General features: G+C 58.8%; 15 protein-coding genes and 5 pseudogenes. 7 read left to right on the top strand and 13 right to left on the bottom strand.

Annotation, left to right across the window (positions count from 1 at the left end; genetic code table 11):
* The first annotated feature begins 169 nt into the window (after window positions 1-169).
* Window positions 170-1,030 carry a LysR substrate-binding domain-containing protein gene (locus tag JFV26_RS26155; RefSeq protein WP_201196408.1) on the top strand — a complete coding sequence of 287 codons (861 nt, stop codon included), beginning with the start codon at window positions 170-172 and terminating at the stop codon, window positions 1,028-1,030.
* A gap of 87 nt (window positions 1,031-1,117) precedes the next feature.
* Here JFV26_RS26155 and JFV26_RS26150 read toward each other — a convergent pair whose 3' ends face one another.
* The gene (locus tag JFV26_RS26150) at window positions 1,118-1,315 is read right to left on the bottom strand and encodes a YbdD/YjiX family protein (RefSeq protein WP_123407681.1); all 198 of its coding nucleotides are present in this window, start codon (window positions 1,313-1,315) and stop codon (window positions 1,118-1,120) included.
* Window positions 1,316-1,330: 15 nt separating this feature from the next.
* Entirely contained in the window at window positions 1,331-3,388 is a 2,058-nt protein-coding gene (locus JFV26_RS26145) for a carbon starvation CstA family protein (protein WP_201196407.1), read from the bottom strand.
* 277 nt (window positions 3,389-3,665) lie between these two features.
* Between JFV26_RS26145 and JFV26_RS26140 the strand changes: the two are divergent.
* Window positions 3,666-5,020 (top strand): annotated as a pseudogene (locus JFV26_RS26140) (cache domain-containing protein).
* Window positions 5,021-5,059: 39 nt separating this feature from the next.
* Window positions 5,060-5,692, top strand: coding sequence for a response regulator (locus JFV26_RS26135; RefSeq protein WP_201196406.1), 633 nt, complete (start codon window positions 5,060-5,062; stop codon window positions 5,690-5,692).
* Window positions 5,693-5,924: 232 nt separating this feature from the next.
* On the opposite strand, the gene JFV26_RS26130 is transcribed toward JFV26_RS26135, so the two are convergent.
* Window positions 5,925-6,140, bottom strand: a complete 216-nt coding sequence (locus JFV26_RS26130) for a TOBE domain-containing protein (protein ID WP_034150404.1) — start codon at window positions 6,138-6,140, stop codon at window positions 5,925-5,927.
* Window positions 6,141-6,365: 225 nt separating this feature from the next.
* Between JFV26_RS26130 and JFV26_RS26125 the strand changes: the two are divergent.
* The 3 genes and pseudogenes from JFV26_RS26125 (at window position 6,366) to JFV26_RS26115 (ending at window position 8,803) form a co-directional block, all read left to right on the top strand.
* Window positions 6,366-7,330: pseudogene (locus JFV26_RS26125) on the top strand (aliphatic sulfonate ABC transporter substrate-binding protein).
* 667 nt (window positions 7,331-7,997) lie between these two features.
* Window positions 7,998-8,159, top strand: coding sequence for a hypothetical protein (locus JFV26_RS26120; protein ID WP_201196405.1), 162 nt, complete (start codon window positions 7,998-8,000; stop codon window positions 8,157-8,159).
* The gene (locus JFV26_RS26115; RefSeq protein WP_342215481.1) at window positions 8,156-8,803 is read left to right on the top strand and encodes a helix-turn-helix domain-containing protein; all 648 of its coding nucleotides are present in this window, start codon (window positions 8,156-8,158) and stop codon (window positions 8,801-8,803) included. The genes JFV26_RS26120 and JFV26_RS26115 overlap by 4 nt, the downstream gene beginning before the upstream one ends.
* Window positions 8,804-8,959: 156 nt before the next feature.
* On the opposite strand, the gene JFV26_RS26110 is transcribed toward JFV26_RS26115, so the two are convergent.
* Complete coding sequence (locus JFV26_RS26110; RefSeq protein WP_201196404.1) at window positions 8,960-9,469, bottom strand: hypothetical protein; 510 nt, start codon at window positions 9,467-9,469, stop codon at window positions 8,960-8,962.
* A 394-nt stretch (window positions 9,470-9,863) separates the two neighbouring features.
* On the opposite strand from JFV26_RS26110, the gene JFV26_RS26105 reads away from it, so the two are divergent.
* Window positions 9,864-10,208, top strand: a complete 345-nt coding sequence (locus JFV26_RS26105; protein WP_201196403.1) for a DUF3574 domain-containing protein — start codon at window positions 9,864-9,866, stop codon at window positions 10,206-10,208.
* 41 nt (window positions 10,209-10,249) lie between these two features.
* On the opposite strand, the pseudogene JFV26_RS26100 reads toward JFV26_RS26105, so the two are convergent.
* The 9 genes and pseudogenes from JFV26_RS26100 to JFV26_RS26055 all read right to left on the bottom strand — a co-directional run.
* Window positions 10,250-11,041 (bottom strand): annotated as a pseudogene (locus tag JFV26_RS26100) (TonB-dependent receptor domain-containing protein); the annotation flags it as partial.
* A gap of 1 nt (window position 11,042) precedes the next feature.
* Window positions 11,043-12,451: pseudogene (locus JFV26_RS33795) on the bottom strand (sugar ABC transporter ATP-binding protein); the annotation flags it as partial.
* Window positions 12,452-12,589: 138 nt separating this feature from the next.
* Window positions 12,590-13,261, bottom strand: coding sequence for a methionine ABC transporter permease (locus JFV26_RS26085; protein ID WP_201196401.1), 672 nt, complete (start codon window positions 13,259-13,261; stop codon window positions 12,590-12,592).
* The gene (locus JFV26_RS26080) at window positions 13,258-14,229 is read right to left on the bottom strand and encodes a methionine ABC transporter ATP-binding protein (RefSeq protein ID WP_201196399.1); all 972 of its coding nucleotides are present in this window, start codon (window positions 14,227-14,229) and stop codon (window positions 13,258-13,260) included. Before JFV26_RS26080 ends, JFV26_RS26085 begins: the two co-directional genes overlap by 4 nt.
* Window positions 14,226-15,050 carry a MetQ/NlpA family ABC transporter substrate-binding protein gene (locus tag JFV26_RS26075; protein ID WP_201196398.1) on the bottom strand — a complete coding sequence of 275 codons (825 nt, stop codon included), beginning with the start codon at window positions 15,048-15,050 and terminating at the stop codon, window positions 14,226-14,228. Before JFV26_RS26075 ends, JFV26_RS26080 begins: the two co-directional genes overlap by 4 nt.
* A gap of 20 nt (window positions 15,051-15,070) precedes the next feature.
* Window positions 15,071-16,107 (bottom strand): annotated as a pseudogene (locus tag JFV26_RS26070) (isopenicillin N synthase family dioxygenase).
* A gap of 194 nt (window positions 16,108-16,301) precedes the next feature.
* Entirely contained in the window at window positions 16,302-17,318 is a 1,017-nt protein-coding gene (locus tag JFV26_RS26065; protein WP_201196397.1) for an ABC transporter substrate-binding protein, read from the bottom strand.
* Window positions 17,311-18,099 (bottom strand): ABC transporter ATP-binding protein, encoded by a 789-nt coding sequence (locus JFV26_RS26060; RefSeq protein WP_201196396.1) that lies wholly within the window; start codon window positions 18,097-18,099, stop codon window positions 17,311-17,313. The genes JFV26_RS26065 and JFV26_RS26060 overlap by 8 nt, the downstream gene beginning before the upstream one ends.
* 1 nt (window position 18,100) lies before the next feature.
* Window positions 18,101-18,973, bottom strand: coding sequence for an ABC transporter permease (locus tag JFV26_RS26055; RefSeq protein ID WP_201196395.1), 873 nt, complete (start codon window positions 18,971-18,973; stop codon window positions 18,101-18,103).
* Window positions 18,974-19,272: the final 299 nt, after the last annotated feature.

Below are 19,272 nucleotides of genomic sequence, written 5' to 3'. Positions count from 1 at the left end.
GAAATGCAAATATCTAATATCGTTATAACTCGGAAGGTTTTACGTTTTAGAAAAATGCTTATATCGCCGTGTTTTCTGGCGCTTGACGCCACTCAAGAAAATCCATTTCTCCGAATACATAAAAATATGTAATGTTTATGTTCGTGCCCTTGATATAAAAGCAGCCTCCATGTCGACCCTGCCTACCCTCGATCTTGAATTACTGCGTACCTTCATTGCCGTGGTCGACCACCACAGTTTTGCCGAAGCCGGCGCACAACTGGACCGCACGCAATCATCGGTCACCCAGCACATGCAGCGGCTGGAACAACAGGTCGGCGTGAGTCTGTTCGAAAAGCGCGGCCGGCAAAAGCAGCTCACGGAAGCCGGCCAGCAGTTGCTACGGCATGCCCGGCAGATGCTGGCGCTCAACGATGACGCGCTGAATTCCCTGCGTGAAAGCAGCTTGAGTGGTGTGCTGCGCATCGGCTCGCCCCATGACATTGCCGACACCATCCTGCCACCGATGCTCAGCCACATCGCCCGCTCGGCACCGCGTTTGCGCCTGGAGATCGACGTCGGGCGCAGTCCGTTCCTGATGGAGGACCTGCACCGGGGCAAGGTCGACATGGTGATTTCCACTCGCGCGGACCCGTCCCTCGAAGGCTTCGCCCTGCGCACCTCGCCGGTGTGGTGGATTTGCTCGGCGCAGTACATTCACAACCCCAGTGAACCGTTGCCGCTGATTCTCGTGGATGAGCCAAGCATCTATCGGCGCTATGCACTGGAAGCCCTGGAACGCGCGAACATTCCCTGGCGCCAGGCGTACCTGGCGTCGAACCTGATTGGCATCAAGGCTGCGACCCGCGCAGGGCTGGGCGTGACCCCGAGAAGCATGGAAATGCTCGGGTCGGACATGCGGGTGCTGGGGGAAAACGATGGGTTACCGCGGTTGCCGGACGTGACGTATCACTTGTGGATTCGGCCGAATACCGTGAATCCGCTGGTGCGCCGGGCTTACGAGTTGATCAAAAGCAATCAGGGGCACTAACAACACAAACCAAAACCGTAGGAGCCAGGCTTGCCGGCGATGGCGTCCTTAAGATCGCCTTCGCTGGCAAGCCTGGCTCCTACAGGTTTAACAACACTTCGGCCCAGCCTTACTGCCGTACCGCGCTTCCTGACGTTCCCGGAAGAACATCTCGTAGCTCATCAGCGGCTTGTCCGGGTGTTTGGTTTGCATATGCTCGACGTAATTGTCGTAGTCGGGCATGCCGACCATCAGGCGCGCGGCCTGACCGAGGTATTTACCGAGGCGACTCAGGTCATTGAACATGTTGGCAATCCTCGATCACGCGTCTGGCACAGCCTGGAACGGCGACTCTTTATCCGTACGTTCCTTGCTGCCCCAGGCGGAAATCCCGACCTTGAGCGCATAGAACAGGATGCTGAACACCACGAACAGGAACAGCGCGGTCAGCGTTGCGTTGGTGTAGGCGTTCCAGATCACGTGTTGCATCTGGTCGATGCTTTTGGCCGGCGCGAGAATCTGACCGTTGGCCAGGGCATCGCTGTATTTCCTGGCCAGGGACAGGAAGCCGATCGCCGGGTTCGCGTCGAACAACTTGATGAAGCCTGCGGTGGTGGTGCAAATCAGCAACCACGCGGCCGGCAACAAGGTCACCCAGATGTAGCGTTGGCGTTTCATTTTGATCAGCACGACGGTGGCGAGCATCAGCGCGATACCGGCGAGCATCTGGTTGGAGATACCGAACAACGGCCACAAGGTGTTGATGCCACCGAGCGGATCGATCACGCCTTGGTACAGCAAGTAACCCCACATCGCCACACAACCGGCGGTGGCGATCAGGTTGGCGGTCCAGGATTCCGTGCGCTTGAGCGCCGGGACGAACGATCCGAGCAAGTCCTGGAGCATGAAGCGTCCGGCACGGGTGCCGGCGTCAACCGCGGTGAGGATGAACAGCGCTTCAAACAGGATCGCGAAGTGGTACCAGAACGCCATGGTGTTTTCACCCGGCAACACACTGTGCAGGATCTGCGCGATGCCGACCGCCAACGTTGGTGCACCGCCGGCGCGAGCCAGCACGGTGGTTTCACCGATGTCCTTGGCCACCAATTGCAGGGCTTCCGGGGTAATCGCAAAGCCCCAACTGCTGACGGTTTGCGCAACTGTCACCACGTCACTACCGACCACGGCGGCCGGACTGTTCATGGCGAAGTACACGCCCGGTTCAATCACCGAGGCCGCGACCATGGCCATGATCGCCACGAAGGATTCCATCAGCATGCCGCCGTAACCGATGTAACGGGCATGGCCTTCACTGGCGAGCAGTTTCGGCGTGGTGCCGGAAGCGATCAGCGCGTGGAAACCCGAAACCGCGCCACAAGCGATGGTGATGAACAGGAACGGGAACAGCCCGCCCTTCCACACCGGCCCGGTGCCGTCGATAAATTGGGTCAGCGCCGGCATTTTCAGCTCGGGCATGGTGATCAGGATCCCAACCGCCAACGCCAGGATGGTGCCGATCTTGAGGAACGTCGACAGGTAGTCACGCGGCGCCAGGATCAGCCACACCGGCAACACGGCGGCAACAAAACCGTAGCCGATCAGCATCCAGGTGATCTGGATCCCGGTAAAGCTGAAGACCTTGGCCCAGACTGGATCAGCCGCAATCTGCCCGCCCACGAAGATCGAACCGAGCAGCAACGCCACGCCGATCACCGAGATTTCACCAATGCGGCCCGGGCGGATGTAGCGCATGTACACGCCCATGAACATCGCGATCGGGATGGTCGCCATCACCGTGAACATGCCCCACGGGCTATCGGCCAGGGCCTTGACCACGATCAGCGCCAGCACCGCGAGGATGATGATCATGATCAGGAAGCAACCGAACAGCGCGATGGTGCCGGGGATGCGGCCCATTTCTTCCCGGACCATGTCGCCCAGGGAGCGACCGTTGCGGCGGGTAGACATGAACAGGACCATGAAGTCCTGAACTGCACCGGCGAACACCACCCCGGCAATCAGCCAGAGTGTGCCAGGCAGGTAGCCCATCTGCGCTGCCAACACCGGACCGACCAAAGGCCCGGCCCCCGCGATGGCGGCAAAGTGGTGACCGAAGAGGATGTGTTTGTTGGTCGGGACGTAGTCCAGGCCATCGTTGTTAAGTACGGCGGGAGTCGCTCGGTTGGGATCGAGTTCCATCACCCTGTTGGCGATGAACAGGCTGTAGTAGCGGTAGGCAACAAGGTAGATAGCGATGGCGGCGACGACAATCCAGAGGGCATTGATCGCTTCGCCGCGGCGCAAGGCCACGACACTCAGCGCAAACGCTCCAATGACAGCCACGACAAACCAGGCGAGGTGTTTAACCAGACGGGGCATTGCGTGTCTCCTGCCGGCAGTCCGATAGGCCGCGGCGATAATTTTTATAATGGTGCCCGTTATGCGAGCCTGCCTAATATCCGCGCATGTCGCCATCAGTGAAATCCGCAGTACTACGTAAGCCCCATCTACGTAGTACTACGCAGATCGGTTTTATCCATTAGTCCGACGGCTCTTTACGCTGGCGAAGTGCAGGTCGTTTTGGCCTATCATGCCCCCACCACGACACCCGCCAACGACCCTGCCGCACCGTCGCCCGGTCTGGACAGGAGTAGATATGCAGCTCAAACACAAAATTGTTGCCCTCGGCATTCTGCCGCTGATCCTGGCGATTGCGGTGATTTGCGCGCTGGTCATTGTCCAGAATCGGCAGCTCGGCGAGCAGCAGGCGCAGCTGATCGAGGACAGCATCCTCGCCAGCAAACGCGCGGAGCTGAAAAACTACGTAGAAATGGCCAAGAGCCTGATCGAACCGTTGTACGCCGATGGCAAGGGCGATGAAATGGCACAGCAGCGGGTGCTCGAAGAACTGCGTAAACTCAGCTTCGGCATCGACGGTTACTTCTTCGTTTATGACCGCCAGGGTCGTAGCCTGATGCACGCGCGGCAGTCCGAACTGGTCGGCAAATACCTCTGGGACATGACCGACCCGCACGGCTTGCCGGTGATTCAAGCCTTGCTGAAAAGCGCAGAGTCTGGCGCCGGTTTTCAGCGTTACGCCTGGAAAAACCCTCGACTGGCGCGGTCACCGACAAACTTGCCTACGTGGTGATGCTGGACCGTTGGGGCTGGATGCTCGGCACCGGCATTTACCTCGAAGACATCGAGCAAGCCACTCAACAAGCCCGCGATGAAGTCGCCCAAGGCATCCACGGCACCATGCTGGCAATCGCCGCCGTCGCGCTGATTGCCGTGCTGCTGGTGTTTATCAGCGGCATGACATTGAACGTCAGTGAGCATCGTCTGGCCGACAAAAAACTCCAGCGACTCAACCAGCGCATCGTCAGTTTGCAGGAGGAGGAACGCTCTCGGGTCTCGCGCGAACTGCATGACGGCATCAGCCAGTTGCTGGTCTCGATCAAGTTTCAGTTCGAACTGGCCAGCCACCTGATCGAGGCCGGCCGCGACAATGGCCTGAATATTTTGCGCGAAGCCACGGAGCGCCTGGGCAGCGCCATCGGCGAGGTACGGAGCATTTCCCATGACTTGCGTTCATCGCTGCTCGATACCCTGGGCCTGCCCGCTGCCATGGGACAATTGGCCGCCGAGTTCCAGCAGCGCAGTGGCTTGCAGGTGAATTATGAAAGTGATCTGGTGGATTGTGATCTGGTCGACGGCGCGGCGGTGGCCCTGTTCCGCATCGCCCAGGAAGGCCTGACCAATATTGAACGGCATGCCCAGGCCAGCACGGTGTCGATCACGCTGCAAGGATCGGCGCAGGCATTGCGCTTGATCGTCGTGGATGACGGCGTCGGCTTTAACGTCAATCGAGTCGAACGCCTGAACGCCGGTATTGGCCTGCGCAACATCCGTGAACGGGTCGAGCATTTTGGTGGACGGTTCGACCTTTATTCAACGCCGGGCCGAAGCGAACTGAATGTTCTGCTGCCCATGAGTGTGACGGCCCACTGAAGCCGATCACCGTTACACCACAATAAGAGAAATAACCTGATGAGCCTGCCCTTCCCGATCCGCGTCGCCCTGGTCGACGATCATTCACTGGTACGTGAAGGCATTCGCGCCCTGCTGACGGTAGTGGATTTTTTAGACATCGTTGGTGAAGCCGACAGCGGTGCGAGCGCGGTAGAAATGGTCCGCCAGACCCAGCCCGATTTGCTGTTGGTGGACATTGGCCTCAAGGACATGAACGGTCTTGAGCTGACCCGGCTACTGCGCCAGGAACACCCCTCGATCAAGATCCTGATCCTGAGCATGTACGACAATAATGAGTACGTGAGCGAGTCGGTGCGCTCGGGTGCCAGCGGCTACGTGCTGAAGAATTCCCCTTCACGGGAAATCATTGCGGCTATCGAGGCGATCGCCAGTGGCGGCACCTTCTATAGCGCCGAAATTGCCCGGAAACTGGCGGCTGACCGGCCCACTGATAACGAACTGACTCCGCGAGAAAGTCAGGTGCTGTGCAAAATGATCCTGGGGTTGAACAACAAGGAAATGGCCCGCGAACTCGACATCAGTGTGCGCACGGTGGAAACCCATCGCCTGAGCATCCGCCGCAAACTGAACATCGACAAACCGGCGGCGCTGCTCAACTACGCGATTGAGCGTGGGTTGATTTCCCGCTAGGTATACGCGACCTCCTCCTGAACTCACCACCTGTAGCAGCTGTCGAGCAGCGCGAGGCTGCGTTCGGCTGCGCAGCAGTCGTAAAACCTGAGCGCGAGGTCTTCCTGACGCACCGCGCGGCCTGATTTCACGACTGCTGCGCAGCCGAACGCAGCCTCGCGCTGCTCGACAGCTGCTACACGAGCCGAACGCAGGCTTCGCCAGCACCTACAAAGAGCGCGCTCGCTCAATTTCAGAGCTTGGCAATCGACACTTCAGTGGATTTAACGAAGGCAATCACTTCGCTGCCGATTTTCAATTCAAGATCGCGCACTGAGCGGGTGGTAATCACCGAAGTAACGATGCCGGAAGCGGTTTGCACATCGATTTCCGAGACCACTTCGCCTTCCAGGATTTCCTTGATGACGCCTTTGAACTGGTTACGAACGTTGATCGCTTTGATAGTCATGTTGAGGCTTCCTGTCTGATGTGGGGCAAAACCGCACTGAGGTGCAGGCCTTCAAAATGCACCTGTTCGACGACCAACAAAAGGAATAAATAACGATTTGTTTATTCCTTAATAGAATATTAAAAACCCTTAAGCTAAGACCTAAAAATTATTTAAAGAAAATTTCTTAGAACCCTATGCTCATGACAGATAGCCCCTCCTTCTTTACCAACTGTCGAGTTCGCCATGTCAAACCCCATCAAAACCGCTGCCCGTCGTCCGGTCCTTGCCGGCCTGGTTGTGGCACTGGCCTTGTCCTTCATCGTGCCGGTCCAGGCCCGGGAAACGGTGCGGATCGGCTACCAGAAGTCATCGACTCTGATCACCCTGCTGAAAACCCAAGGCACCCTGGCAAAGACCCTCGCAGCAAACAACATCGATGTGACCTGGCATGAGTTTTCCAGTGGCTTGCCGCTGCTGGAGGCGTTGAATGTCGGCAATGTCGATATCAGCGCTGACGTGGCCGATACCGTGCCGATTTTCGCTCAGGCCGCGCAGGCCAAACTGACCTACTTTGCCGAGGAAGCCCCCTCGCCTTCAGCCCAGGCAATCGTCGTGCGCAAGGATTCGCCCTTACAGCAACTGGCGGATTTGAAAGGCAAGAAAGTCGCGGTAACAAAGCGGCGGGTTCGCACTATTTGCTGATCGCGGCCCTGAACAAGGCCGGGTTGAAATTTTCCGACATCGAACCGGCGTACCTGTCGCCTGCCGATGGCCGAGCGGCCTTCGAGAACAACAAGGTCGACGCCTGGGTCACCTGGGAACCGTTCCTCACCGGCGTGCAACGTCAACTGCCGACCCGCACCCTGGCTGACGGCGCCGGCCTGGCCAGTTACAAACGCTACTACCTGACCAGCACCTCCTACGCCAAGGCTCATCCCGAAGTTCTGAAGCTGGTTTACGAGCAACTGCACAAGGCCGGCGACTGGGTGAAGCACAACCCCCGTGAGGCAGCGCAAGCACTCGGCCCGTTGTGGGGCAACCTTGATGTGGAAACCGTTGAGGCCGCGAATGCCCATCGCAGTTACCAGGTTGAACCGGTGAAAGCCGATCAGTTGGGCCAACAGCAAAAAATCGCCGATGCGTTTTTTGCCGCAGGCCTGTTGCCCACCGCGGTGGACGCCAAAGACGTCGACATCTGGAAACCCTAGGCCCCAGAGTTGTTTTGTGGCAAGTCAAAAAAATGTCCGGCTCAACCTGATCGAATGTGGGAGCGGGCTTGCTCGCGAAAGCGGTTGGCGTGCAGCCGGGGCGTATCGCAAGCAGAATGAAGTGATGCTGCGATGAACGATAACGCGGTGCGCCAGACCTGACGCCTTCGCGAGCAAGCTTTGCTCCTATAGAGGATTGGGTTTGATCTGTGTAGGAGCAAGGCTTGCCCGCGAAGAACGATGACGCGGTGCGCCAGACCTGACGCCTTCGCGAGCAAGCTTTGCTCCTACAGAGAATTGGGTTTGATCTGTGTAGGAGCGAGGCTTGCCCGCGAAGAACGATGACGCGGTGCGCCAGACCTGACGCCTTCGCGAGCAAGCTTTGCTCCTACAGAGAATTGGGTTTGATCTGTGTAGGAGCAAGGCTTGCCCGCGAAGAACGATGACGCGGTGCGCCAGACCTGACGCCTTTGCGAGCAAGCTTTGCTCCTACAGGGGATTGGGTTCAGCCTGCCGAATCCGTGTTGCCCCACCAGCACTTGCGCCTCGTGGCAGGGATTTTAAGAACAAAAAAGAATTAATAAATAAAAAATAATTATTTATAGTTATAAAAATATCCACGTATTGTCAGCTCATCCCGTCATTCATCACCACAGTGAAGTGCCCTATGAATCCGACTGACAACCTCATCGACTTCGCCAGCTACCGCAAACGCAAACAGGCTCAGCAACGGGCACGGGCCATGTGGGAAATGTACGCATGCAATGCCGGTTTGCAGGCCTTTCAATGGGTGCAAGCGGCCAGGGCTACCGAGACGCGTCACGCGTGAACGTGCAGCAACCCTCGCGCTTTCTGGCGAGCGCCGACGAGCCTGTTCTGGATTTGAATAACCCGGAATCACTGGAAGAAGACCCGACCTGTGATCGGGTCGCGCAGAACCTGCAACGCCTGCGCGGCAAGCGGCATTTGTCTCTCGATGCCCTCGCCCGCCAGTGCGGTGTGAGCCGGGCGATGCTGGCACAGATCGAATCCGGGCGCAGCGTGCCGTCGATCAAGGTGCTGTGCAAAATCGCCAAGGGCTTGAAGGTGTCGGTGGCCGCGTTTCTTGAGCATCGGGCCTTTGAAGGGGTGGCAGTGTTGTCGGCGAGCCAGAGCAAACGCCTGGTCAGTGCCAGCGGAGCTTTTGTCAGCCGGGCGCTGTTTCCGTTCGACGTGGCCCGGCAATCGGAGTTTTATGAACTGCGCTTGAGTCCGTTGGGTGAAGACGTTTCCGAGGGTCATGGCCCGGGTGTTCAGGAAAACCTGGTGGTGTCCCAGGGCGTGCTGGAGATCAGCGTCAATGATGAACGCTACCTGCTCTCGACCGGTGACTCGATCTTGTTCTACGCCGACCAGCCTCACCGCTACCGCAACCCGGCCGACAGTGAAGCCGTCGCCTATCTGGTAGTCACCTACCCCGAACGCCTGGACTGACAAATACTGAAACTGTAGGAGCCAGGCTTGCCAGCGAAGGCGTTCTCAAGTACGCCTTCGCCGGCAAGCCTGGCTCCTACGAAAAGCACAAGCAAAAGCGCATTAAAAAGCCCGACTAATAATTTGCATTAGCCGGGCTTTTTTAATGGCGATGGATCAGCAAGTGCAGCACATCAACGGCATGCCGTTGCAGCTCATCATCATCGGCATGCTGCAATCGTTCATCATCTTCATCATCAGGGTGCAGCAGTTTTTCATCATGTCCATGTTCATGCCGGCCATCGGCATGATTTTGCACATCATACCGTCCGCCATCATGGTGCATTCCATCACGCACTTCATCGATGGCATCGGCATGCCCATCATCGGCATTGGCATCATCATGTTCATCATCGGCATGGTCATGGCCGCCTGGGACATGCACATCATGCTCATGTTGCCGCAATGCATCATCATCGGCATGCCGCAGTTCATCATCATCTGCATCATTTCAGCGCTGTTCTTGAACATGGCCATGTCCATGCCTGCGGCCGGCATCATTTTGCACATCATGCCGTCGTCCATCATTTCGCAGCTCATGGTCGCCATCATCATCGGCATGCCCATCATCGGCATCATCGGCATGTTGGCGTTCATCGGCATTTGCATCTGCATGGCGTTCATCATGGTGGTGTTCCCTGAATGTTTGAAGAGTAGGACGAAGCTGATGGAGTGGATTCTAAGGATTGGCGCAGGGTCGACAAGAGGTTGATCCAGCAGCAAAAATGGGTGCCAGAGCCTGCTTAGTGTTGTATTCAGGACAGTTACGACTGCTGTAGCAGCCTGATGACTGTAATGACAGATAGTTTAAAAACAATGACGCCGTTTTATCGGCTATGGATATTCGACCGACAGCTATATAAATAACCGAAAGAAATAATCGTTCTAAACAGCCGCAACTTTTTTCATCCGCCCGCTTATTCCTCACGTGAGCTCCAGGACAACTTTTTAATCTTTTCTAGCTATTAAGCGCCGCCTCTATAATGGCAACGCTCTCCAACTCACTAAATAAGGACATGCCATGCCTCAACGCCTTTCACTGGCCGCGCGGTTCCTGGCGGTGGCCGGTTGTGTCACCCCGCCTCCCGTCTCCGTTCATACAAAAGATCCCGCCAGTTCGACCCTGCAAGGCGACGCCTCGCGTCCGGCGCAGGCGCAATGGCTGCGCACCGAGCTGTATTTCTCGGTGGGACCACTGGAAGGCAAGGAAGGTGTGATCAGCCCCGCGCGCTGGCGCGAGTTTCTCGATCAGGAAGTCACGCCGCGCTTTCCTGACGGCTTCAGCGTGCTGGACGCCTACGGCCAATGGCGTACCGGGGATCTGTCGGTACTGCGGCTGTCGCAACCGGCCGAGGTATCGTTCTAGACAACCAATGAAACGCCACCCGTACAGGTTGGCGGCCTCGTTTAGAAACCATAAGTGACGCGAGTGTAGTAATAGGCGCCGTTGGTGCCTATCGGTGACAGCACGTCATACGGCAGGTTGCCGCCGTAGTTGATTTCCGACTTGGAGCGCTCCGGGTAGTTGTCGGTCAGGTTGTTGCCGCCTACGGCTATGTCGAACTTGGGGGTGAATTTGTACTGCACCTCGGCATCCAGTTGCCAGACCGCGCCGTAGGTTTGCTCTGGTTGCGAATCGCCGAAATCAAACACCCGCGTGGTCTCGCCCTGCCGCGTCAGGCGCCCGAGCAGGCCCCAGTGCTGGCTGGCCGAATTTGCCGAAATCATGAAGCGGTCCTTGGGCGCCTCGTCGGTCAGGGTGTTGCGTTCCTCCACGCCCACCAGCGCGTCGTTGCCAATGCCCAGCGCGGTGAGCTGCGACGGCGTGCCTTTGGTACTGGTGACTTTGGTGTGGTTGTAGGTGTAGGCGGTGGTCAACCCCAGCAGCCCTTCGTACAACGGCTGGTGGTAGTTGAGCACCAGCTCGGCGCCGTCGGTGCGGGTGTCGGCGGCGTTGGTGAAGAAGTTCACGTCATGCACGCCGGCCACACCGAAGTTGTCGTTGATGTACTGCTCCAGGGCATCGCTGCCAATGCGCTGGGACAGGGTTACCCGATCCTTGACGTCGATGCGGAACACGTCGAGGGACGCATCAAAGCGTTCACTCAGTTGCGCGGTCAGGCCGAGGCTGAAGTTGTTCGAAGTTTCCGGGTCGAGCTTCTGGGCTCCGAAGGCGCGGGCAATCGGGTCGTTGACGGAAGTCGGCGATTTCCAGGGTTTCGTCGACATCGGCGCAGATCACCAGCGTTGCGCGACCGCCGGCACTGCCGCGCAGCAATTGGCCGATTTCGCGACGGGCGCGTACGTCGACGCCCTGAAACGGTTCATCGAGAATCAACACCCGCCCCTCCCCCAGCAACCAGCGGCCGAGCACGACCTTCTGCTGGTTGCCGCCGGACAACGCACTCATCGGCACGTCGATCCCGGCAGTCTTGATCCCCAATGCCACGACCTGTGCCTCGACCGCTGCGGCCTCGGCCCGGTTGCGGATGAAACCGCCACGGCTGAAGCGCTCGAGGAACGGCAAGGTCAAGGTGCGACGCAGGGAAAAGTCGGCAATCAATGACTGGCTCGCTCGATCCTCGGCGGCAAAGAACACCCCGTTTTGGATCGCCTGGCGTGGCGAACCGGGTCGCCAGTCAACGGCGTCCAGTTGCAGGGTGCCGGCCGCCGGTTCGCGCAGGCCGAACAGCACCTTGGCGATCTCGGTTTTTCCGGCCCCGAGTAACCCGGTCAGGACCACCACTTCGCCTTCATGCAGAGTCAGATCGAAGGCCTTTTTATGCGGCATGATTTTCGCTGAACGCAGGGTCAGGACTTCCCGCCCCGCAGTGCGCGGTTCATAGACATGCGTATCCAGCGCCTGACCGAGCATGGCCTCGACAGCTTAGGGCAACTGTCGGGCGCTGAACTCGCCGGCCAGTTGGCCATCGCGCAGGACAATGGCGCGGTCGGCGACTCGCTGCGGGTCGGACAACCGATGGGAAATGTACAAAATCGCCACCCCGCGACTGCGCAAGGTATCGATCAAGCCGAACAGACGCTGGGCCTCGACGTCCGACAAGGCCGCCGTGGGTTCATCGAGAATCAGCAGGCGCGGTTGCAAGGCAAACGCCGGGCCAACACCACCAGTTGCCGTTCGGCCTGACCGAGGCGTTCGATCGGTTGCTCCAGCGGTAGCTCCAGGCCGAGGCCGGCCGCGATGCTTGCAGCACGTTCGAACAGCCGCTTGCGGTTGAGCCAGAAGTCCGTGCCGGGCTGACAAAGTTCATCGAGCAAGAGGTTTTCCGCCACGCTCAATCCGGGTGCGATGCCGTCGTTGACCTGCTGGTGCACCGCGACAATCCCGACCCGGCGCGCCGACAGTGGCGAGGTGAAATGCCGGGGCTGGCCGTCGACCCAGAGTTCACCGGTATCGGCGGATTGACTGCCGGCGAGGATCTTCACCAGGGTCGATTTTCCCGCACCGTTGGCCCCCAGCAGCGCCACCACTTCGGCGGGGTAAATCTCCAGGCTGACCCGATCCAGCGCGCGGCTGGCGCCAAAGGTTTTGCTCAGCTCACGCACACGAATCAGCGGCTCGGGTGCCACGGCAACAGGCGCACTCATAAAGGATTCCGGAACAGGATGGCGGCTAAAAAAGCCAGCGCACACAAAGGGTTGAAGCGAGGATTAAAAGCAACCCCTTATAAACATTCCAATAGTTATATCGAATAGAAAATATTTTCTGGTTATAAGAAAGGCGCCTCAACGTCGGTGAGCCAAGGAGCGCACCAGCCGATCACCGAGGCTTTGCACGCTCTGGACCAGAATCACCAGCACCAGCACCGTGGCGACCATCACCTGATTGTTGAAGCGCTGGTAGCCGTAGCGAATCGCCAAGTCGCCCAGGCCGCCACCACCGATGACTCCGGCCATGGAGGAAAAGCCGATCAGCATCACCAGGGTCAAGGTGATGCCTGCCAACAATGCGGGCAGAGCTTCAGGCAGCAGGACTTTGAAAATCACATGCCAGACATCACCGCCCATGGCGAGGATCGCTTCGATGCGGCCCTTGTCGACTTCGTCCAGGGCGTTTTCGACGATACGGGCGAAGAACGGAAAGGCGCCGATGGTGATTGGCACCACCGCTGCGGTGCTGCCCAGGGTCGTACCGACCACCAGCCGGGTCAGCGGGATCAAGGCAATCAGCATCACCACAAACGGCAGCGAGCGGCCAAGGTTGACCAGACCACCCAGGCCTTTGTTGAGCCGGGACATTGGGAACAGACCATCGCTACGACTGACGAACAGCAACACCCCCAGGGGCAAGCCGATCAGCAAGGTAAAGAACCCCGCCAACACGACCATGTACAAGGTTTCACCGGTGGCCGTGAGCACCAGTTGGAAGATCTCGTTCCAGTCGATCACACGGTTCATGAGCGCTCCACCCTGACGCCGCGTTGTTTGAGAAAAGCTACGACCTGATTCAATTTCCGCTCATCGCCAGGATGCCGGAATGCCACGCGTAAACGTCCGACCTGCCGCCCGCCGATGGACTCGACGCCACTGGCCAGCAGCTTCAATTCCACGCCTTGTTGCTTGAGTTCATTGAGTACCGGAGTGGCCAAAAGGTTGTCGAAAAAACTTAAGTCCAGGGCATCGTTGCCCAACGGCGTGCTGTAACCCGGCAGCAGTGAACGGCCAAGGCTGGAATCGGGGTTAGCCAACAGCTGTGCAATCGGCCCGGCCTCGACCAATCGGCCGTGAGCCAGTGAAGCGGCGTGATCACAAATCGACTTGACCACCTCCAGCTCATGGGTGATCAACACAATGGTCAGTCCCAACTGGCGATTGATGTCGCGCAGCAGTTCAAGAATCGAGGCAGTGGTTTGCGGGTCAAGGGCGCTGGTGGCTTCGTCCGACAGCAGATACGCCGGTCGCGCCGCCAACGCCCGGGCGATACCCACCCGTTGTTTTTGCCCGCCGGACAGTTGTGAAGGAAACGCCTGGGCCTTATCACTCAGGCCCACCAGGTCCAGCAGTTCTTTGACCCGCGCATGACGCTGCACTTTGCTGACGCGGGCGATTTCCAGCGGCACGGCGATGTTGTCAAAGACGTTGCGCGAATGCAGCAGGTTGAAGCCCTGGAAGATCATGCCGATGCGCTGCCGTTGTCGGCGCAGTTCGATGTCGGACAACACAGTCAGGTCCTCGCCGTCCAGCAGAATGCGTCCGGCACTGGGCCGTTCGAGCAGATTGAGGCACCGTAGCAGCGTCGATTTACCCGCACCGCTGCGCCCCAGAATCCCGTAGATCGCACCGTCGGGAATGCTCAGGGACACCTGATCCAGGGCAGGTGCCTGCCCTGGCGCGTAGGTTTTGCTCAACCGCTCGACGACGATCATGGCGTAGTGGCCGCCACGGTCACCGGGCTCACCGGAATCACTGAACCGGAAAAGTTGTCGGTGATGAACTTGGCCACTTCAGGCGATGTCAGGTCTTTGGCCAGTTGCTTGATCCGTGGGTCGTCCTGCAATTTGGGCGTGGTCACCAGGATATTGGCGTAGGGGTTGTGCTCGGCTTTTTCCAGCCCGAGTGCATCCTTGGCCGGGACCAGACCGGCTTCCAATGCGTAGTTGCCATTGATCACCGCAAGGTCCACATCATCGAGCGCGCGGGGAATTTGCGGTGATTCGATTTCGAGGATCTTCAGCTGTTTCGGGTTCTCGGCGATGTCCTTCGGTGTCGCCTGATCGGTGGCCGGGTCGTTGAAGCCGGCCTTGAGTTTGATCAAGCCGTTGTCCTGCAACAGGTACAGCGCGCGACTCAGATTGGTGACGTTGTTGGGGACGGCCACCGTGCCTTTCACCGGTACCTGGGCGAAGGTCTTGTGCCGATGGGAGTAGATCCCCAGCGGTTCGATATGCACCGTCGCCGCCACCGCGAGTTTTTCCCCAAGGGCCTGTTCCTGTGACTTCAGGTACGGCAGGTGCTGGAAGTAATTGGCATCGACGTCGCCATGCACCAGCAACTCATTGGAGTTCACGCCGTTGGGGATCTCGATGATCTTGAGGTTCAGTTGCGGGTCGATTTTTTGCACGTACGCCAGAATCTGCGCGTGGGGCACCGGGTCCGCTGCCACGCGCAGCGGCTCAACGGCCAGGGCACTGAAAGACGTCACCAAAGCGCCCAGCACAGCCAGGGTCAATCCTGTTTTCTTGAACATATTCTTAGTCCTTGATGAGGTTAGGCAGTCAGTGCTTTGGGGATCAGTGCATCGGCGTAAAAACGCTGGGCAACATCGGGATGAGAACGCAGCCGGCCCTTTAGGTAGTTCCAGCCCACATCACGAAACAACGGATTGTCCGGGTCACTGGCCGGGCCTCGCGCTTCACGCAGCAGCGCCGTGGGCAACGGATACAGCGGCACGACGGCATCGAGTTGCGCGCCGAGGAAGAACGCAATCGACAAACGCTCGTTGCCCTTGGCCGGCGACAGCACCCGGTGCACTGTGGCGCGCAAGTAACCGTTGGTGGCCAACTCCAGCAATTCGCCGATGTTCACCACCAGCGTGTTGTCCCGAGGCCGCGCATCGATCCAGCGCCCCTCCTCGATTTCGACTTGCAGACCGGCCTGCTGGTCTTGCAGCAGGAAACTCAGGAAACCCGAATCCTTGTGCGCGCCGACACCTTGGTGGCTGGCGTCTGCGGCCTGCCCCGGATAGCGCATCAACTTGATGTGCTCATTGGGCTTGTCGCCGTACAACTGATCGAAAGCCTCTTGAGGTAATGACAGCGCTTGGGCGAAAGCGCGCAGCAGGCGCAGTGACATGCGGGTCATGGCTTGCTGCCAATCCAGCAGCAACGGCTTGAGCGCCGGTAGCGTCGCCGGCCATTGATTGGGGCCTTGCAGACGCGCCCAGTACGGGCTGTTTTCATCCTGCGCCAACACCTCGCGCTCGGCGCCCAGGTCGAACTGTTCGCGCAAGTCCGGCTTGCCGCGAGTGATCTCCGAAGCGGCGCGGTTGTAGCCGCGAAAGTGTGGCGAGTTGATCATGCCGACCGCCGCTTTCTCGCTGTCCGGCAGGGCAAAGAATTGGCGGGCGTGGTCCTGCACCTGTTTCAGTAAATCGCGGTCGATGCCATGGCCGCTCAGGTAGAAAAACCCACGTCCCGAGCGGCGTGGCGCAGGTCGTCAAGAAAGCCCTGGCGTTGTGCCGGGGTGCCATCGAGCAATGACAGATCAAGGCTCGGTAAGGCGCTGATATCCAGTGGCTGCGGCATGGTTCACTCCCATGTGAAACGGTGTTTGTGTGGCGATGGCTCCAAGCTAAACGATCTTAAAAACCGGTAACAAATATCTTTTTTGCATTAGCTTAGGTTCGCTTCGAGCGGGGATCTTGAAGTTTCGCAAGCACGAAAACGCCCCTGTCGCAGGGACAGGAGCGTTGCGTCGGGTGAGATGAATCGGTATGGATTTACCGGGTTGAAGTAGATCGACTCAGGGCCAGCGACTCGTTGGAAAACACCTGCGCATCCGTGAATTTCTCCACGTCGACGCGGTGGGGAAAGATCTTCTTCTCGACGAACAAATCATCGACTTGCTGCAAGGCCTGGACATCCCGCGGCTCGACCGGCAACAGCGACTCATCGCCCCAACTGCGCAGCCGCTGCGAGACTTCAAGCGAAACGTCGTTGGCTTTGGCGAACACCCGCGCATACTCGTCGGGGTTTTGCCGTGCCCATTCAAAAGCCTTGGCGAAACGCTGCAACACGTCGCGGAGGGCCTTGCGTTTGAGCGGGTCGGTGAGCACTTCATCGGACGCCGTAATGAACGTCAGCCCGGTGTTGATGCCTTCGCCGCTGATCAGCACCCGCGCGCCCTGCTGCTCGGCAAATGCCTGATAGATCCCGAACGTGGCCCAGGCGTCGATCTTGCCGGCATTGAATGCCGCCAACGCATCGGTGGGCAGGACAAAACCGACGTTGACGTCTTTCTCGTCAACCCCGGCGTTGGCCAACGCACGAATCAACAAGTATTGGGAAATGCTGCCGCGTGCCGACGACACCACCACGTTGCGACCTTTCAAATCGGCGACGCGGTGAATGGGTGAGTCCGCCGGAACCAGGATCGCGATCCCTCGCGACTGGCTGCGCCGTACCGCGACGATGCGCAACGGCGTGCCACCGGTTGCCGCCGCCAGCACCGGGGTATCACCGGCAGGCCCCAGATCGACAGCCCCGGCGCGCAAGGCTTCGAACAACGGCGCGGCGCCCTGGAAATTCGCCCACTGAACCTTGTAGGGAATGCCCTCCAGCGCGTTGGCGGCCTCGACCACCGTGCGTAAACCCTTGGCTTGATCGCCGAGGATCAGCGTGACGCTGGACAGGTCCGACTGGGCTTTTGGCTCGACGGCGTCACCGCAGCCGCTGAGCAACAACGCGGCACCTGACAGCAACGCCATCGCCGAGATCAACACACGTCGATTAACCATGGGCAAACCGCCGAACCGTGCGGGTGACTGCCTGACGCTCCGCCACCGCAGCAGTTTCCACCTCAACGCCCAACAGGCTCAACAGCCGCGCACGAATGGCCTGAAAACCTTCCTGTCCGGTGTCGCGAGCGCGTGGCAAATCGATGGTCAGTTGCTCGGCAATCTTGCCGTTGGCCAGCACAATCACCCGGTCGGCCAACAGGATTGCTTCGTCGACATCGTGGGTCACCAGCAGCACCGCCGGGGTATGTTTACGCCACAATTCGATGATGAGCCGATGCATCTTGATCCGGGTCAGGGCATCGAGGGCGGCAAACGGCTCGTCGAGCAGCAACAGCTTCGGCTCGCGCACCAAGCCTCGGGCCAGTGCGACCCGTTGCGCTTCACCGCCGGAGAGTGTCGCCGGGTAGGCTTCCAGTCTGTGGGCCAACCCGACTTCGGTCAGGGCCTGCACCGCACGGGCCTTGGCGTCCGGGACGCGCAGGCCGAGAATCACGTTTTTCCAGGCGCGTTTCCAGGGCATCAGGCGTGGTTCCTGAAACACCGCCGCCCGGGCCTTGGGCACCAACAACTGGCCACTGTCGATGCTGTCGAGCCCGGCCAGGCTGCGCAGCAGCGTGGTTTTTCCGGAACCGCTGGCCCCCAGCAGCGCGACGAACTCGCCTGGGGCGATGTCCAGGTCCAGGCCATCAATAACCCGTTGCTGACCGAACTGACGCACCACGTTGCGCAGTTGTACCGGAGCGTCTGATTGCAGGTTTTTTGCCGCGATAGTCGACATGTCAGTTCCTCACAAAAGATGGGCGCCAAGCCAGGGCGAAACGCTCCAGCGTGCGGATCAGTCCGTCGATCAACAAACCGAGGACGCTGTAAATCAGCAGGCAGATGACGATCACGTCAGTGCGCATGAAGTCCCGCGCATCACTGGCCAGAAAGCCAATGCCGGCGGTGGTGTTGATCTGCTCGACGAACACCAGGGCCAGCCAGGAAATCCCCAGGGAATAGCGCAAGCCGACAAAGAACGAAGGCAAGGAGCCCGGCAGGATGACGTGCCAGATCAGCTCGCGACGATTCAGGCCCAAGGTGTTGGCGGCCTCGATCAGTTTGGGGTCGATGTTGCGAATGCCGGAGAACAGGTTCAGGTACACCGGGAAAGTGGTGCCGGTGACGATCAGCGCGATCTTGGTGAACTCGCCGATGCCGAACCAGAGAATGAACAGTGGCACCAACGCCAGCGAAGGAATGGTGCGCAGCATCTGCATCGGCGAATCGAGGATCACCTCGCCGCGCTTCGACAGACCGGTGATCAGCGCCGCGACGACGCCGACGCTGACCCCGATGCTCAAGCCCAACAACGCGCGTTGCAGGGATACCAGCAAATGCTTGCCCAGCTCCCCGGAGATGATCATCGCCCAGAGCGTGCCGCCGATTTGCGACGGAGCGGCGATGATCCGTTGCGGGATCAAGCCGAACTGCGACGCCAGCTCCCACAACAGCAGCAACGCGATCGGGCTGAGCAGGCGCAGGAAGACCTCGGGGGTTCGCCAGTTTCTCAGCCAATTGGGGAGCAGCCTCGACGCACTTTGGCTATCAACCGCCTTATTGACTGAAAACGAGCTGCTGGCGCTCTGTGCATCAAAGGTCTTTTCGGTCATCAGGCTACCTTCCTCATCAAGAACATGGCTTCGGATTCATGCTATTCGCATAAAAAACCTCAGTGAAATTCTTTTTGGGAATAACCTAATATGATTAAAACTCAGATAGAGAACAATCCAGATAAATTATTTGCATAATTAAAGTCTGCAGCCAGCGTTCTCCGCTGCCTGAATCCATGGCGTGGACTAAAATGCGCATTTCTGATATCTGCAATTTATTATGATTCATTTAATTAATAATTAACTTAGAACAAAACGGCATTTCACAGCCCTGCCCCGTTACGCCTACTTTCGACACC

The sequence above is a fragment of the Pseudomonas sp. TH31 genome, from assembly GCF_016650815.1.
Classification (GTDB): Bacteria; Pseudomonadota; Gammaproteobacteria; order Pseudomonadales; family Pseudomonadaceae; genus Aquipseudomonas.
This window is presented reverse-complemented; position numbering and strand designations above follow the sequence as displayed.

Bases quoted from the DNA above. Each gene is read 5' to 3' on its own strand.
- JFV26_RS26155 (WP_201196408.1), top strand. From the start codon at position 170: ATGTCGACCCTGCCTACCCTCGATCTTGAATTACTGCGTACCTTCATT.
- JFV26_RS26150 (WP_123407681.1), bottom strand. From the start codon at position 1,315: ATGTTCAATGACCTGAGTCGCCTCGGTAAATACCTCGGTCAGGCCGCG.
- JFV26_RS26145 (WP_201196407.1), bottom strand. From the start codon at position 3,388: ATGCCCCGTCTGGTTAAACACCTCGCCTGGTTTGTCGTGGCTGTCATT.
- JFV26_RS26135 (WP_201196406.1), top strand. From the start codon at position 5,060: ATGAGCCTGCCCTTCCCGATCCGCGTCGCCCTGGTCGACGATCATTCA.
- JFV26_RS26130 (WP_034150404.1), bottom strand. From the start codon at position 6,140: ATGACTATCAAAGCGATCAACGTTCGTAACCAGTTCAAAGGCGTCATC.
- JFV26_RS26120 (WP_201196405.1), top strand. From the start codon at position 7,998: ATGAATCCGACTGACAACCTCATCGACTTCGCCAGCTACCGCAAACGC.
- JFV26_RS26110 (WP_201196404.1), bottom strand. From the start codon at position 9,469: ATGATGAACGCCATGCAGATGCAAATGCCGATGAACGCCAACATGCCG.
- JFV26_RS26105 (WP_201196403.1), top strand. From the start codon at position 9,864: ATGCCTCAACGCCTTTCACTGGCCGCGCGGTTCCTGGCGGTGGCCGGT.
- JFV26_RS26085 (WP_201196401.1), bottom strand. From the start codon at position 13,261: ATGAACCGTGTGATCGACTGGAACGAGATCTTCCAACTGGTGCTCACG.
- JFV26_RS26080 (WP_201196399.1), bottom strand. From the start codon at position 14,229: ATGATCGTCGTCGAGCGGTTGAGCAAAACCTACGCGCCAGGGCAGGCA.
- JFV26_RS26075 (WP_201196398.1), bottom strand. From the start codon at position 15,050: ATGTTCAAGAAAACAGGATTGACCCTGGCTGTGCTGGGCGCTTTGGTG.
- JFV26_RS26065 (WP_201196397.1), bottom strand. From the start codon at position 17,318: ATGGTTAATCGACGTGTGTTGATCTCGGCGATGGCGTTGCTGTCAGGT.
- JFV26_RS26060 (WP_201196396.1), bottom strand. From the start codon at position 18,099: ATGTCGACTATCGCGGCAAAAAACCTGCAATCAGACGCTCCGGTACAA.
- JFV26_RS26055 (WP_201196395.1), bottom strand. From the start codon at position 18,973: ATGACCGAAAAGACCTTTGATGCACAGAGCGCCAGCAGCTCGTTTTCA.